The 14,237-nt window shown below is 42.9% G+C and carries 15 protein-coding genes; 9 read left to right on the top strand and 6 right to left on the bottom strand.

All coding sequences use genetic code 11. The features are described from left to right. Nucleotides 1-19 precede the first annotated feature (19 nt). From AWN68_RS08735 to AWN68_RS18985, 3 genes are all read right to left on the bottom strand, one after another. The gene (locus AWN68_RS08735; RefSeq protein WP_068414174.1) at nucleotides 20-484 is read right to left on the bottom strand and encodes a MaoC family dehydratase; all 465 of its coding nucleotides are present in this window, start codon (nucleotides 482-484) and stop codon (nucleotides 20-22) included. Between the two features lie 66 nt (nucleotides 485-550). Then, nucleotides 551-1,660 carry a DNA polymerase IV gene (gene dinB, locus AWN68_RS08730; RefSeq protein ID WP_068414172.1) on the bottom strand — a complete coding sequence of 370 codons (1,110 nt, stop codon included), beginning with the start codon at nucleotides 1,658-1,660 and terminating at the stop codon, nucleotides 551-553. A gap of 49 nt (nucleotides 1,661-1,709) precedes the next feature. Further along, nucleotides 1,710-1,865, bottom strand: coding sequence for a hypothetical protein (locus AWN68_RS18985; RefSeq protein ID WP_157716141.1), 156 nt, complete (start codon nucleotides 1,863-1,865; stop codon nucleotides 1,710-1,712). Between the two features lie 26 nt (nucleotides 1,866-1,891). On the opposite strand from AWN68_RS18985, the gene AWN68_RS08725 reads away from it, so the two are divergent. The 8 genes from AWN68_RS08725 (at nucleotide 1,892) to AWN68_RS08690 (ending at nucleotide 7,865) form a co-directional block, all read left to right on the top strand. Then, nucleotides 1,892-2,080, top strand: a complete 189-nt coding sequence (locus tag AWN68_RS08725) for a hypothetical protein (RefSeq protein ID WP_068414169.1) — start codon at nucleotides 1,892-1,894, stop codon at nucleotides 2,078-2,080. Between the two features lie 34 nt (nucleotides 2,081-2,114). Continuing rightward, nucleotides 2,115-2,579, top strand: coding sequence for a DUF2452 domain-containing protein (locus tag AWN68_RS08720; protein WP_068414163.1), 465 nt, complete (start codon nucleotides 2,115-2,117; stop codon nucleotides 2,577-2,579). 64 nt (nucleotides 2,580-2,643) lie between these two features. Further along, nucleotides 2,644-4,110 (top strand): alpha-L-fucosidase, encoded by a 1,467-nt coding sequence (locus tag AWN68_RS08715; RefSeq protein ID WP_084362809.1) that lies wholly within the window; start codon nucleotides 2,644-2,646, stop codon nucleotides 4,108-4,110. Between the two features lie 86 nt (nucleotides 4,111-4,196). Further along, nucleotides 4,197-4,985: a SprB repeat-containing protein gene (locus AWN68_RS08710; protein WP_068414158.1), complete on the top strand. Its 789-nt coding sequence runs from the start codon at nucleotides 4,197-4,199 to the stop codon at nucleotides 4,983-4,985. A gap of 10 nt (nucleotides 4,986-4,995) precedes the next feature. Further along, nucleotides 4,996-5,418 (top strand): OB-fold protein, encoded by a 423-nt coding sequence (locus tag AWN68_RS08705; protein ID WP_157716140.1) that lies wholly within the window; start codon nucleotides 4,996-4,998, stop codon nucleotides 5,416-5,418. A gap of 9 nt (nucleotides 5,419-5,427) precedes the next feature. Continuing rightward, entirely contained in the window at nucleotides 5,428-5,985 is a 558-nt protein-coding gene (locus AWN68_RS08700; RefSeq protein ID WP_068414152.1) for a YceI family protein, read from the top strand. Between the two features lie 4 nt (nucleotides 5,986-5,989). Then, nucleotides 5,990-6,850: a DUF5777 family beta-barrel protein gene (locus AWN68_RS08695; RefSeq protein WP_068414150.1), complete on the top strand. Its 861-nt coding sequence runs from the start codon at nucleotides 5,990-5,992 to the stop codon at nucleotides 6,848-6,850. Between the two features lie 217 nt (nucleotides 6,851-7,067). Continuing rightward, nucleotides 7,068-7,865, top strand: coding sequence for an endonuclease/exonuclease/phosphatase family protein (locus AWN68_RS08690; protein WP_068414147.1), 798 nt, complete (start codon nucleotides 7,068-7,070; stop codon nucleotides 7,863-7,865). A gap of 74 nt (nucleotides 7,866-7,939) precedes the next feature. Here the strand turns inward: AWN68_RS08690 and AWN68_RS08685 are convergent, their stop codons facing one another. The 3 genes from AWN68_RS08685 to AWN68_RS08675 all read right to left on the bottom strand — a co-directional run bounded on the left by AWN68_RS08685 (nucleotide 7,940) and on the right by AWN68_RS08675 (nucleotide 12,846). Further along, nucleotides 7,940-10,705 (bottom strand): M14 family zinc carboxypeptidase, encoded by a 2,766-nt coding sequence (locus tag AWN68_RS08685; RefSeq protein ID WP_068414144.1) that lies wholly within the window; start codon nucleotides 10,703-10,705, stop codon nucleotides 7,940-7,942. 89 nt (nucleotides 10,706-10,794) lie between these two features. Continuing rightward, a complete protein-coding gene (locus tag AWN68_RS08680) occupies nucleotides 10,795-11,538 on the bottom strand; it encodes a sulfite exporter TauE/SafE family protein (RefSeq protein ID WP_068414141.1) in 744 nt (247 codons plus the stop codon). Nucleotides 11,539-11,586: 48 nt separating this feature from the next. Continuing rightward, nucleotides 11,587-12,846 carry an aspartate kinase gene (locus AWN68_RS08675; RefSeq protein ID WP_068414252.1) on the bottom strand — a complete coding sequence of 420 codons (1,260 nt, stop codon included), beginning with the start codon at nucleotides 12,844-12,846 and terminating at the stop codon, nucleotides 11,587-11,589. Nucleotides 12,847-12,920: 74 nt separating this feature from the next. Between AWN68_RS08675 and fbp the strand changes: the two genes are divergently transcribed. Beyond that, on the top strand, nucleotides 12,921-13,916 hold the full coding sequence (fbp, locus tag AWN68_RS08670) for a class 1 fructose-bisphosphatase (protein ID WP_068414138.1): 996 nt from the start codon (nucleotides 12,921-12,923) through the stop codon (nucleotides 13,914-13,916). Nucleotides 13,917-14,237: the final 321 nt, after the last annotated feature.

Genomic DNA, 14,237 nt, shown 5'->3' with positions numbered 1-14,237 from the left:
TTCCCTTTTAAAATGAGGCTTATGCGAAATGGTATAAGAAGATCATTTCACCTGTAAAGGCAGGTTTAGGGTTGTCTTTGATTTCAAGTTTTACATTCAGCTGGCATTTGGTAATGCCTCGTAAATCGGCCAAAGAAGTGAGTTTCACCCTTAATCTTACTTCAGAATCTGCCACTACAGGCTGATTGAATTTAAGCCTTTCGATGCCGTAGTTAATCATCATTTTGATGTTACGGATATCGGCAATTTGCTCCCATAAATGCGGAAGAATAGATAAAGTTAAATAACCATGGGCAATGGTGTTTCCAAAACCGCCTTCAGATTTGGCTCTTTCAGGGTCGGTATGAATCCATTGGTGGTCTAGTGTGGCATCGGCAAAAACATTGATTCTCTCTTGGTCGATTTTAAGGTATTCTGAAACACCCAATTCCTTACCAATGTGTTCTGCAAATTCTGCGTGGCTTGCTATAACTAACTTTTCCATATTGAGTTTCAATAATGCTCAAATTTACTCGATTTAGCGATTAAATTTTATTCTATTTTAACAATTCTAAAAGTCAATTGTCAATTGGTATCCCGTTTTTTTGATATTTTCTTCGGCTTCGTCTTGCTCAAAATTGGAACAGGTAACGCCCAACAAGCGCACGCCTTCCGGGAAATCTTCCCAGTTCACCTGCTCAAGTAAATTGAAAGTCAGTTGTTTAAGTATTTCGCTACTTACAATGTTCTCGGTTTGGGTAATGCTTCGGGTAATCTGGCTAAAGTCTTTGAATTTTATTTTAAGGGTAAGCGTCTTGCCAAATTTGTCGGCTTTCTCTAGTCTTTTATGAACGGTTTGAAGAATGGGGTCCATGGCCATTTTCATGTCTTCAATTTCTACCAAGTCTTGATCAAAAGTGTTTTCGGCCCCCAACGATTTTCTGATTCTATTGGGGTTCACTGGGCGCTGGTCTTCCCCCCGAACAATGTCGTAATAGAAGGGGCCTGCTTTGCCAAATTTAAGCCTCAGGGCTTCCTTGGTCCATTGCTTTAAGTCGAGCCCTGTGTGGATGCCCAAGCTGTGCATTTTCTTGGCGGTTACTTTCCCCACTCCAAAGAACTTATCTACTTCCAATTGCTCTAAAAAAGAGACGGCTTTTTCGGGGCCAATCAGTGTAATGCCGTTGGGCTTTTGGTAGTCGCTGGCAATTTTAGCTAGAAACTTATTGATGGAAATGCCTGCTGAGGCCGTTAGGCCAGTTTCCTCAAAAATCTGTTTCCGAATGGCTTTGGCAATCAGGGTGGCCGAAGCAATGCCCATTTTGTTTTCGGTTACGTCCAGAAAGGCTTCGTCTAAAGAGAGCGGTTCCACCAAATCGGTGTATTCCAGAAAAATGCTGCGGATAACAGCCGAAACCTCCTTGTACCTTTCGAACCGAGGCGGGGTGAAAATGATATGCGGACATTTTTGATAGGCCGTTTTAGAAGGCATGGCCGAGCGCACTCCGTATTTACGGGCCTCATAGCTGGCAGCAGCCACAACGCCCCGCTCTTTACTTCCGCCAACCGCCACGGGTTTGCCTCTAAATTCAGGGTTATCCAGCTGTTCTACTGAAGCAAAAAAGGCATCCATATCGATATGAATGATTTTGCGATCAGAATTGGGCAGCTTTTTCTCCATTGGTTCGAAATTAAGCAACGATTTTATGAACTTTACGAACTGAGTTCGATTAATAAAGCGACATTAAGTTGAATTGCGCAGGGCGGAACATTTGGACTAACCCTCCAAAAGTTCTTAACGAAAGTTCCGCTTGCGGATAAAGACCCTCTAAAGTAGAAATATCAACTTTTGGAGGGTTGCGTTTAAAGTCGATTTCAGATTTCATTCTTCAAAAGATTGTCACATTCGTTTATGAAGCGTCAAAAAAAGATATTCGTCATTGTAGCCATTTTGTTCATTCTGGCCACCATTCTTGTGGGCTATGATATTACCACCAGAACGAGTTTTCCGGGCTCTAAAAAACTGTTGAAGGAATCGATAGCGCCTTCGGAACCCGATACCCAAGATTCGCTTAAAATCGATAGCCTCAAAGAAAAGTAAAACAGTTTTATTAAACTTGAGTTAATCTTTCAGCATGACAAAAACGGGCAAAAAGATAGACCTAGATCAGATTGATTTAGAAAAAATGAGCGAGATGACGACCGAGAACCCGGGGCTCATCAGTTTTCCGCATACGGTAGGTGGCGCCATGATTAAGCCAGAAGACAAAGGCAGAATTAAGGGCAGGGCGGTGTCGGCCATGCATGAGCAAACCGAAATGCAGGTCAAACAGATTTATGATCAAATGCGACTGTTGGCCGAACAAGTCAAGACCATTCAGCAAAGGGTAGAGGTGTCGGAACGGATTTATATGGCTAAAATGAGTTTTGAGCCTTTGATCGGAAAAACCTACCACCTCTACGAACGAGAAGACGGAACAGATTTGCTTTCCCTAATTGGCCCAAAGGAATGGGGGAGGTCTAAACCCTTCAAAAAATTTATCTCCAGCGTAAAACTTTTAGCCGACCATACTTGGGAGGTTTTGGAAGAGGCCGTTTGACGTTTTGTTTTGAAACTTCACATTTTGCTAAAGATGATTATCTTGGGATTCAATCTTAAGCTTTATGAACCTTCGTACTCTTCAATTTCTATTTTTTACGTCAATTTTCTGCTTTTCTTGCGTTAAAGAAGTTCCACCGCCAGCACCCATTGGGCCGTTGCCAACTACCCAACAATTGAATTGGCACGAGTTAGAATATTACGCTTTCGTCCACTTTAATATGAACACCTTTACGGATATGGAATGGGGACTTGGAGGAGAATCACCAAGTCTTTTCAACCCTACGGAATTGGACACCCGCCAATGGGCAAGAGTAGCCAAAGAGGCTGGAATGAAAGGCATTATCCTGACCGCAAAGCACCACGATGGCTTCTCGCTGTGGCCTTCTGCTTATACCGAACATTCTGTAAAAAACAGCCCTTGGAAGAACGGAGAAGGCGATGTGATTAAAGAATTAGCGGCAGCATGTAAAGAATATGGTCTTAAAATGGGGCTTTACCTTTCGCCTTGGGACAGGAACCATGCCGACTACGGAAATCCTGAATACATTACTTATTACCGTAACCAGTTGAGGGAATTGTTGACCAATTATGGTGAGGTGTTTGAACTTTGGGTAGATGGAGCCAATGGTGGTGACGGCTATTATGGTGGCGCTAATGAAACCCGAAATGTAGACCGAAAAACCTATTACGATTGGGAGAATACTTTTGCTTTGGCCAAAGAACTTCAGCCCGATATCGTGGTCTTTAGCGATGGCGGTCCAGATGTCCGTTGGGTAGGGAATGAAAACGGTTTTGCTGATGCTACCAACTGGGCACCACTAAGGCGCAATGAGTTTGCTCCAGGGATTGGTCCTTATCAACAATTGACTTCTGGCCATGAAGATGGAACGCATTGGGTGCCTGCCGAATGTGATGTGTCCATCAGACCGGGCTGGTATTACCATGAAAGTCAAGATGATAAAGTGAAATCCTTGTCGGAACTGCTGGACATCTATTATAAATCCGTTGGGAGAAACGGCAACTTGCTGCTCAACTTACCTGTCGATCGGAGAGGTTTGGTACATGAGAATGATGTGAAGGCCTTGATGGAACTGCGCAAGACCTTAGACGAAAGCTTTGCAGTGAATTTGGCCAAAGGCGCAAAAGCAGTGGCCTCGAACACTAGGGGATATGACTATCTGTCTTCCAATATTTTGGATGAGTATAACGACAGCTATTGGGCGACAGAAGATGAGGTGACTGAAAGCGAGCTAGTGATCAACTTTAGTAAAGAAACTACTTTTAATCGCTTGGTGCTTCAAGAATACATTCCGCTGGGGCAACGCATTAAAGCATTTAAAGTGGAAGTGAAAGAAGAGGACGGTTATAAGGAAATTGCCAATGAAACCACCATAGGCTACAAACGCATCCTTCGATTGCCGCAAGTAACCACCAGTCAATTGAAGATTACTTTCACCGATGCCAAGGGAAGCCCAACCATCAGTAATGTGGAGGTTTACTTGGCTACGAGCGAACCGCCAGCCGAGTAAACCATAAGAATTTTGTTTTTGAGACGCAGCCTTTCCAAAAGAAAGGCTGTACTGTTTTATACAGTCCTAGGATTTCAAAATCAACCATGAAGAAACTAAAACTGATTTCTGCCTTATTTTTCATTTGCCTTGTCTTGTGGCAATGTACTTTCGAAACAGAACCTGTGCCCGATAATTGCACGGGCGCATTAACCATAGCCCTTCAAACCAAGAGCGATGCAAGCTGTGGCGCTACGGATGGAACGATTACGGTAATGGCTTCAGGCACTTCCACCGATTTAACCTATGCCATTAGCGGAGGCGCTCCTCAGTCATCACCGACCTTCAGTGGCTTAACTGCCGGTGCATATATTATTACTGTTTTTGAAGGAGATTGCTCAGCGGAAATTACGGTGACCATTGAAAATCAAAATGGAGTGAATGCCACTACCCAAGCCAATATCAGTGAATGTGGCTCGAATAATGGGTCAATATCCGTTTCCGCAGTGGGCGGGGTAGGGCCGTATGAATATAAAATTGGCAGTGGTGCCTTTCAAAGTGCTTCTACTTTTGCTGATTTGGCTCCGAATACCTATCAGGTAACGGTAAAAGATGCTGGAGGCTGTGAAGTCATTCTACAAACCAAGGTGCTTTCAGATGTCGATTTTGGAATTATTAAATCCATCGTGCAAACCACTTGCGCGGTTTCTGGCTGTCACAATGGAAGTCAGTCGCCCAATTTCACGAGTGACAGTAATATCATCAGCAATGCTACTAATATTCGGGCCAGAACGGGAGCGAAAACAATGCCTCCACAGTCGAGCGGACAATCGCTTTCCAATGATCAAATCAGTCAAATCGCCTGCTGGGTAGCAGATGGTGCTTCAAGTAACTAAGAAAACAATCATGAAAAAACGATCACTCATAGCCCTAACCATCGTGGTGACCTTGGCCACTGGTTATTTTATATACGCCAGCATGACCCAAGGGCCAGCCAAAATGAAGAATCTCAAAGCTGAACATAGCCTCACTGCGGTTGATTTTTATTCAGAATATGAAACGGACGAAACGGCCGCAAACACGAAGTATCAGAACAAAATAGTAGAGGTCAAGGGTGTGGTGGAGTCCATCACGCTAGATGAAGAAAGTAAGCCCAGCATCAGCTTGAGAACCGAAGGTTTTGGGGTGGTGAAATGCACTTTAGAATCCAACGAAGATAATTCCTTAGATAATGTCAAGCTCAATTCTACCCTGACTGTGCGTGGGGAATGTATCGGAATGTTGCTAGATGTTTTGTTAGAGCGCACCATCATTATTGAACCCAAATAGTCGACCCATATGAAAACCTTAAAATTAACCCTAACCATCGTCTTGCTTTTGAATGCTGTTGCGCTTCAGGCCCAAGACCGATATTTAACAAGAACAGGCCATATCAAATTCTTTTCTGCCGCGCCTTTAGAAGACATTGAAGCCAATAATAATAAGGTACTCAGCATTGTAGATCTTTCTAATGGACAGGTGGCTGTTGATTTACTGATCAAAGCTTTTGAGTTTGAAAAGAAGCTGATGCAGGAGCATTTCAATGAAAACTATTTAGAATCAGATAGATATCCAAAATCTACATTTAAGGGCACTTTTTCCGTACCTGAAGGACTGAAGTCTATGACCGATGGTGTTTATGAATTGGACGTGAAAGGGCAGCTGAATATCCATGGCGTGACTAAGGACATTGAAACGAAATCTAGCTTAACAGTAAAAGGAGGGAAGCTTTCTGGCGAATTGAAATTCTTTGTGGCAGTGAAAGATTACAAGATCAAGATCCCCAATGTAGTGGTGAAGAATATTGCCGAACAGGTTGAAGTAACTGCCAATTTTGAATACGAACCATACAAGTAATCCCATGAGAAAAATCTATATACTCCTTGTTGTCATCACCTTGGCCTCAATTAATCTAAAGGCTCAAGAAGACCTTTTGGACATTCTGAATTCGGAACAAACCGAGGAGGTGAATACCACCATGGCCATTTTTAAAGGCGCTCGTTTGATCAGTGGCCATACCATCGTTACCAGAAAAATGGGTGAATTAGAATTCGTAATTTCTCATCGTTTTGGAAGAATTAATTCGGGGATTGATGAGTTTTTTGGTTTGGATGGTGCCAATGTTCGCTTTTCGCTGGAATATGGAATTACCGATAACCTGACCGCAGGCATTGGCCGAAACTCCTTCGAAAAAGTGTATGATGGTTTTCTAAAGTACAGCCTTTTAAAGCAGTCCACAGGAGAGAAAAATATGCCTGTTTCACTCACTGCTTTCAGTAGCATGGCCATTCGCACATTAAAAGATCCTGATTTTACAGAAGATGATTTCAACTCGAAAGTTTCTTACACGCATCAAGTATTGATTGCCCGTAAGTTCAACGATAAATTCTCCTTCCAACTGGCTCCTACTTACGTGCATCGGAACAAGGTGCTGGAGAATCAAGAAAATGACATCCTTGCTTTGGGGATTGGTGGAAGAATGAAATTGAATACCCGAGTTTCGTTGAATGCTGAATATTACTATCGGCTTACCGAAGAATTAGATGCGAGTTATAAAGACTCATTAGGGGTTGGGATTGAAATTGAAACTGGAGGCCATGTTTTCCATTTGAACTTCACCAATTCAAGATCGATGGTTGAGCGCGGTTTTATTACCGAAACGGATGGCAATTTCTTCAAAGGAGATATTCACTTTGGCTTTAACATCAGCCGTGTTTTTTAAAGGCTCCGTTAAGGAACCCTCCAAAAGTTCTTACATAAATTTCAGATGAATCTATTGCTCCTGATGGTGTAAGGGCATCAACATTTGGAGGGTTTTTCCATTTTTAAAGCTCAATTCAGGTGAATTGAATTGGTGGATTTTTTTGCTCATAATTTTCTGTGTTTGGATTCATTTCTGAATACCTTTAAGCGTAGGAACTCATCAACCAGATTTCATTATGAACTACTTTCGAAGCCTCAGTTTTCTATTCGTGACCCTTCTGCTTGGGAGTCAACTTTCGGCCCAAACCCCAGATTCTTCCAGAATTGTACGGGTATTGACTTACAATATCCTGCACGGAAAAACGCTGAAAGGCGACTTTGATTTAGACCTAATCGCCTCGGTGATTAGTAAGGAAAAGCCAGACTTGGTGGCACTTCAGGAAGTGGATTACAAAACCAACCGCTCTAAAAAATACGATTTGGTAACCGAATTGGGCATCCGCACAGGTCTGTCGCCACTTTTTGCTCGGGCCATGTATTATGATGACGGAGAATATGGAGAAGGCATTCTTTCAAAATACACTTTCCTGACCACCACAAACCACCCTTTGCCTTATACCGAAGGAAAAGAACCAAGGGCTGCAGCCGAGGTGAATGTGGTGATCAAAAGTGGCGACACCATTCGTTTTGTAGGTACTCACTTAGATCATGAAGCGGACGGCCATAACCGCTTTATTCAAGCCGAAGAAGTAAATAGGGTATTGAAAAGAGATGATGTGCCGACCATATTGGTGGGCGACTTAAATGAAACCCCTGAAAACAGGGCCATGCAATTGCTTTTTAAGGATTGGGAGCGCTCATTTGCCGATAATGTATTCACCTTTCCTTCAGACGAACCCATCAAGAAGATTGATTATGTACTTTTTCGCCCTGCTAATCGGTGGAGGGTTTTAGAGAAACGCGTCATTGATGAGCGTGTAGCTTCCGACCATAGGCCCGTTTTAGTGGTGTTGGAATTGCTGCCTGATAATTAAGCTATATAGCTTTATAGGCAAAAGAAAACCCTCCAAAAACAAAAAGCTTTTGGAGGGTTTTTTCATCCAATGGGTCAATTTCCTAAGTGATTCCAATTGATCAAAACGTTCCAGACCAAAGGCGCATCGTGGTGGTTCAAATAGCGATGCAGCGGATCGAAAGTAAAGGCGATAATACGACCGTTACCCTGCGGTACATTGAAGATGCCGCCATGACCGATGATCGTTTGCTCATTGCGCACCATTCCTGAAAGCACATAAGGTGGGGCTTTGGTGTCGTCTTTCTTTGGTGCTTCCACTTTTCTGTCTGGCATTCCCATTACTGGGCCTGTGTAATCAATTTCATCCTTTAGAGGCTTCGTGCCGTATTGCATCACTATCATGTCCCTGTTGTATTTATCCACTTGATACAATGGGCCATTGCCTCTAAAAATATGAGAGATTTCAGGGTATCCGTACATGATAGGGCTATCCGTTCTTCTTGTTTTGGTGGTCACGACCGAACCGGGGTGGAAAAGGCCAGAGGCATTGTAAGGCTTTAACTCTCTGGCGATACCCGTTTCTGCAGCCATGGTAGTAGAGTTATCGAGCGTAACCAGTACGCCACCTGCATCTACGAATTTCTTTAGTTCATTCATGCCATCCATGCCAGGCCCACCTGTCATATCAGTAGTTGCGTCTGGTGTTCCATGCGAAGGAAACTCAGCCGTTTTGGTGAAAGGCATTGGGCCTAATTTAGAATCTACACCATAAATAAAATCACTAACTGAACCACGCATTCTAGGTACAAGAATCACATCAAACTTCTCTCTCAATTTACCCGACTTTAAGTCGTCTTTATCAATTGAAGTATAAGGAAGTTTTCGTTGCTCGAAGGTATACCTGGACCAACCCTCATCTTGCGTACTGAACCAGCTGTGGTAGATGGCTACTTTTGGTGGGCTTACTTCATGCTGTATTCCATTGGGAGAAGCCGCTTTTAGGTCAAAGCCGAAATCTTTTCCCATTTGGTCTGCTTGTGCTTTGGTGATGTCTTTGAAAATAACAGAACCGACCTGAAGTGTATCTCCATTGATTATTTGTTGTTCGTCCAGTACACTGATTTTCGCCTTTTTATTCTCAGATTTAATCCAGTACATGGCCGATAAAACGGTGTTTTGTGCTTTGTAATTCAGTACATAACTGTTTCCGCTTCCTTCAACATTGCCCACGTATTTCACATCGCTAGTTACTAAGCTCATATTACGCTTTTGGAACTTAACGGTGTCTTCTTTTTTCACATCCACCCCGTAGATATAATCCAAGCTCCAAGCTATGTCATCGTAAGGAGGGAACTTGGCATCTTTTGGATAGTTCTGCTGCGCCAACAAGGTAACCGCTAGGTTTCTGTAAGGCTGATCAAGAAACACCACATAATCGCCTGCATTCGATCCTGAATTTGCTTTATGCACTTCGATGCCCTGCACCCGTAATTGATTCACCAAATAAGCCGCCATCGCTGGGTCTCTTTGTTCTTTAGGAATCACGAAGGCTTTAGGGTTTTCTTCTACGCCTCTTTTAATGCTATTCACTCCTTTTTGGTAGAAGTTGCGCAACAATAGCTTCTGATTGTCGGCAGTATAGGTAAGGGAAGCCAATACACCTGCCTGCATGTAGTTGGTGTTGTTTCTTGAAGACCAGTTGATCAATTCGGTAGGAGGGGCCGGGCGGTACCATTCGCGGCTTGTGGCGGGGTCGCCAGCGTAGCTCTGTCTAGATAAGTCTCGGAGGTAAGTATTTGCTCCAGCATTCCCGAAAGTCTCGTAAAAACGTCCGATACTGTTGTGGTTGTTCGCTACCCACATGGCATATCCCGGCCACCAACCGTCAAAGAAGGCCCAAGTAAAAGTGCCCGGCAATCCTTGCGAGGCTAGGGTGGTAATGTCATGATTGGCCATGACCTGCCATTCTCCAATCGCAATAGGATCCATATTGTCATTGTAAGGGCCTGTTCCCGTGGAGATATAAAGTAAGGGCACAGATTCATGTAAATCCAACATGACGGTCGGGTGCCAATCGAAATAGGCTTTGAAAATGGCTTTGGAAAGTTCTTGTGATACCTGAAGTCCATCTCTGTTATTGTCGTGGAAAACGTATTTGCCCCAATAAGGCGTGCTTCTCGGGAAACCATCATCATATTCTGTTCTGGATTTGGTATAGCGGTAATACCAATCTACTTGCTTGTCTCGCCCATCGGGTTCCGAAGTAGGGTTAATCAGCACAATTACATTTTCTCGAATGTTCTTGATGTCTTCGGATTGATCCGTAATTAGGCGGTAGGCCAGTTCCATCAACATTTCTGGAGAGCCCATTTCGGTAGAATGCAATCCCCCGTTGAGGTAAAAGATGGGCTTAGTGTCGGTGATGATTTTATCCGCTTCAGCGCTAGATATTTTTCTAGGGTCAGAAAGTTTGGCAAGTTGCTGTTTGTAATGATCGATTCGATTCATGGATTCATCATTCCCAATCACGACTAAATTGATGGCGCGACCTTCTTCCGTAGTGCCAATCTGTTCCACTTTAATGAAGGGAGAGGCTTTGGCCAATTCTTGGTAGTAAGCGTAAATCTCGGAAGTGCGGTGCATTACGCCCGGTGCACCTATAATTTGTCCAAAATATTTTCTGGGGGAAGGTACATTAGGATCGTCTACTAGATTAAGTACCGAAGCCGGTAAAAAGCGCGGATCAGTAGTGTATTCCTTTATTTTCTTGTTGTACTCTTTATCAATCTTCTGGGCAAACAGCGCGGGACTGCTCATTAAAAAAATAAGGCAGATCAGTAAGTAATGGTGTTTTCGCATGATAGTCAATGGTTTAAGGAAACCTAATATAACACTATCTTAGAAAGTACGCTTGGTTAGACTTGAAAGTGACCGGATTTAAAATCGGTTTAGGTAAAGTAGATGAGAATCGCACCAATGGCGGTCATCACCAAAATGAATTGCCTAAAAAGCTTATCGTTGACTTTTTTGAGTAGTCTTACTCCGATAAAAAGGCCTAAGAGAATGACGGGTATGGCCACTAAATTTATTTTGAGGGTTTCCCAAGTAATGGTGCCCCAACTAAATACATGAAAGGGTACTTTAAAAAGGTTGATGATCAGAAAGAGCCAAGCGGTAGTGCCAATAAAGGCGTCTTTGGGGAGGCGCATGGCCAAGAAGAAGATATTGGAGAACGAACCAGCTAAATTGCCCACCATGGAAGTAAAACCCGCGGTTAAGCCCATCAACCCTGCAAAACCAATGTGTTTGGGGACAGCTTTGGATTTCCGCCTGTCCCACCAAAACATGACGACCACAGAAATAAAAATAACAATGGCCATGCTTTTTCTGAACGACTCCTCGTCCATTCCCTTGCCTACAAAAGTACCGAGAACCACACCAAGCATCATAAACGGGAGTAGCCTGATCAGGTATTTCCATTGAACGTGTCTATTGTAATAGATCACCGCACAGATGTCACCTACAAGAAGCATAGGAATTAAAATTCCTGTGGAGGCTTTCGCATCAAAAACAAAGACCAATAGGGCAACAATAATGACACTAATGCCTTTGATACCCGATTTGGAGAGTCCTAAAACAAATGCAGCGGCCAATACCACAGACCAATCGGTGAATGTTAATACTGAAAACACAATTTCAAATTAGCGGGTGGAGGTGGTGCGACTCTAATGACAAAAGCTTTAGAATTTATAAACCATCTGGAAGTTGTTCCTACTTCTTTGCTCAATAATGATTTGTTTGCCCCACATCAAGGAGTCTATTGTGGCTTGATTATAATTTTTGATCGTAATCATTTCTAGGCCTTCATTATAATAGATCAAGAAATCATCTTTCAAGGCCATTCTAAGCTGCTCCCTTTTTATAGGGTTGTCGTCAATGCAGATGGTAAATGAGATGGCCGAATTTTGCATCAAATTAATCGTCAGGTGATTTCTGTTGATGTGTTCAAAAATCAAATGAATGTGCTGCTCGTTGATGAAAGAGAAGTCACTGATTTTGAACGAAATAACCGTCTGTTTCCCTTTATGAATAATGGCTGGCGCCAAATTTGGGATAACACATTCGTTAATGAGTGTTCCATTCGCGTGGGGGTTTTCGAAGGACTTCACGTACAGCGGAATCCCTTTTTGTGCTAGTGGCTTTATGGTTTTCGGGTGAATAACAGAAGCACCATAGTAAGTCATTTCAGCGGCCTCTTTGTAAGGCAACTGGTCAAACAATACAGTGTCTGGAAATTTCTTTGGGTCGGCATTGAGTACGCCCGGTACATCCTTCCATATAGTAACCGACTCAGCATTTAGCGAAGTAGCAAAAATTGCCGCACTAAAATCACTTCCTTCTCGCCCTAAAGTGGTGGTATTGAACTTGGCGTTCGAACCAATAAAACCTTGAGTAAGCACTACGCTACTGTCTGTGTGTTGCGACACTTGCGAACGAATAATGTTCTGAGTGGCACCCCAATCTACAAGGGCTTGTCTGTGAATGTTATCGGTTTTTACCATTTTACGCGCATCCAACCATGTGGTTTTGATCTGGCGGGTACCTAAATAGGCAGCTACTATTCGAGAAGAGAATATTTCACCGAAAGAAACGGTTTGGTCATAGATAAAATCATAGCCCATAGAAGAGCTAAAGCGAGCCAGCTCATTGTCAATCGTTTCAAAATCAGTATTGATTTCTTGGTGGAGTTGTTGGTTCCCTGACAAACCAAGGTCAGAGATAATCCCAAAGTGGAAATCTTTGATGTACTGAAGTGCTTCAGTATGATCTTCTTCGTCAATCAATTTTTGGAGAACAGCCTCAAAGGCATTGGTCATTTTGCCCATGGCAGAGACAATGACCACTAATTGATCCGAAATATTGGCTTCAATTATAGAAGTCATATTTTTTACCGAATCGGCATCTTTAACAGATGCGCCTCCAAACTTAAATACTTTCAATGCTCGTGAGTTATTTTTGTTAATTTCGCGCTGCAAGTTATCAACGTTTTCTGAGATTAAAATTATTGTTGCACATGTCTAAAGCTGAAAATTCCCGAATCGCACTTCCAGTAGGTACCAACCTCGATCGTTTTATCATGAAGAATCAGGAGTCATTTCCTTTTGCTTCGGGTGAATTATCACAACTGATCAGGGACTTAGCCTATGCGGGCAAGGTGGTGAACCGAGAAATCAACCGTGCTGGTTTGGCCGATATTACTGGCGCTTATGGTGCAGATAATGTTCAAGGCGAAGCGCAGCAAAATTTAGATGTGGCTGCAAATATTCGTTTTACACGTGCTTTGCAAAAGGGTGGGGAAGTAGCGGCCATCATTTCTGAGGAAAATGAAGACATAATTGACCTAAATACGCCTAGCGCAAAATATATCATTGCTATGGATCCGTTAGATGGTTCTTCAAACATTGATGTAAACGTTTCGGTAGGAACTATCTTTTCGATTTACAGAAGGGTTTCACCAGTGGGTAGCCCCGTAACAATGGAGGATGTATTGCAGCCGGGCACTGCTCAGATTGCTGCGGGATATATTTTGTATGGTTCGTCTACCATGTTTGTGTATACGACAGGTAAAGGTGTGAACGGCTTTACTTATGAACCTTCTTTGGGTGAATATTTACTGTCGCATCAAAACATGAAAATGCCTGAGGACGGCACTATTTACTCTGTGAATGAAGGTGGTTCTAAAAGCTTTCCGCAGTCAGTTACGGATTACATTGATAAGTGTAAGGACAGAGGTTACTCTGCACGTTATATCGGTTCTTTAGTGGCCGACTTCCACAGGAATTTATTGAAAGGCGGGATTTATTTTTACCCATCTACCGCCAAAGCACCTAACGGTAAATTACGTTTGATGTATGAGTGCAACTGTTTAGCCATGATTGCTGAGCAAGCTGGAGGCTTAGCCACCGATGGCAAACAACGAATTATGGAAATTCAACCGACTTCGCTTCACCAAAGGGTGCCGTTTTTTATAGGCAGCAAGAATATGGTGAAGGAAGCTTCTGAGGGGTAGTTGTTAGTTCCTCGTTTGATTAATCTGTATATGTTTTTTAGATCCTTCGTGCCTCAGGAAAGGAAAAGGGTTTGGGTGTTAGACTTCAAATCAATTATTTGTGTTTCTGAAAATTCCGAGACTTCGGAACTTACAGCATGACTTAGCGTTGAAGGTTATGCCTTATAATTCAATTTAGTGCGTCATTTACTTATTCGAATCTGATTTTATATGCACAATGCTTTTCATCCTGAGTGAACCGCGTTCGCAGAAGCTTTAGCGGATGAGAAGCAAAGGAACTAATCGCTAGCATTATTCTAGATCCTTCGTACCTCAGGAAAA

Source organism: Roseivirga echinicomitans (assembly GCF_001592935.1).
Lineage (GTDB): Bacteria > Bacteroidota > Bacteroidia > Cytophagales > Cyclobacteriaceae > Roseivirga > Roseivirga echinicomitans.
The sequence above is the reverse complement of the archived record's forward strand: the minus strand, read 5'-3'. Positions and strand labels throughout refer to the sequence as shown.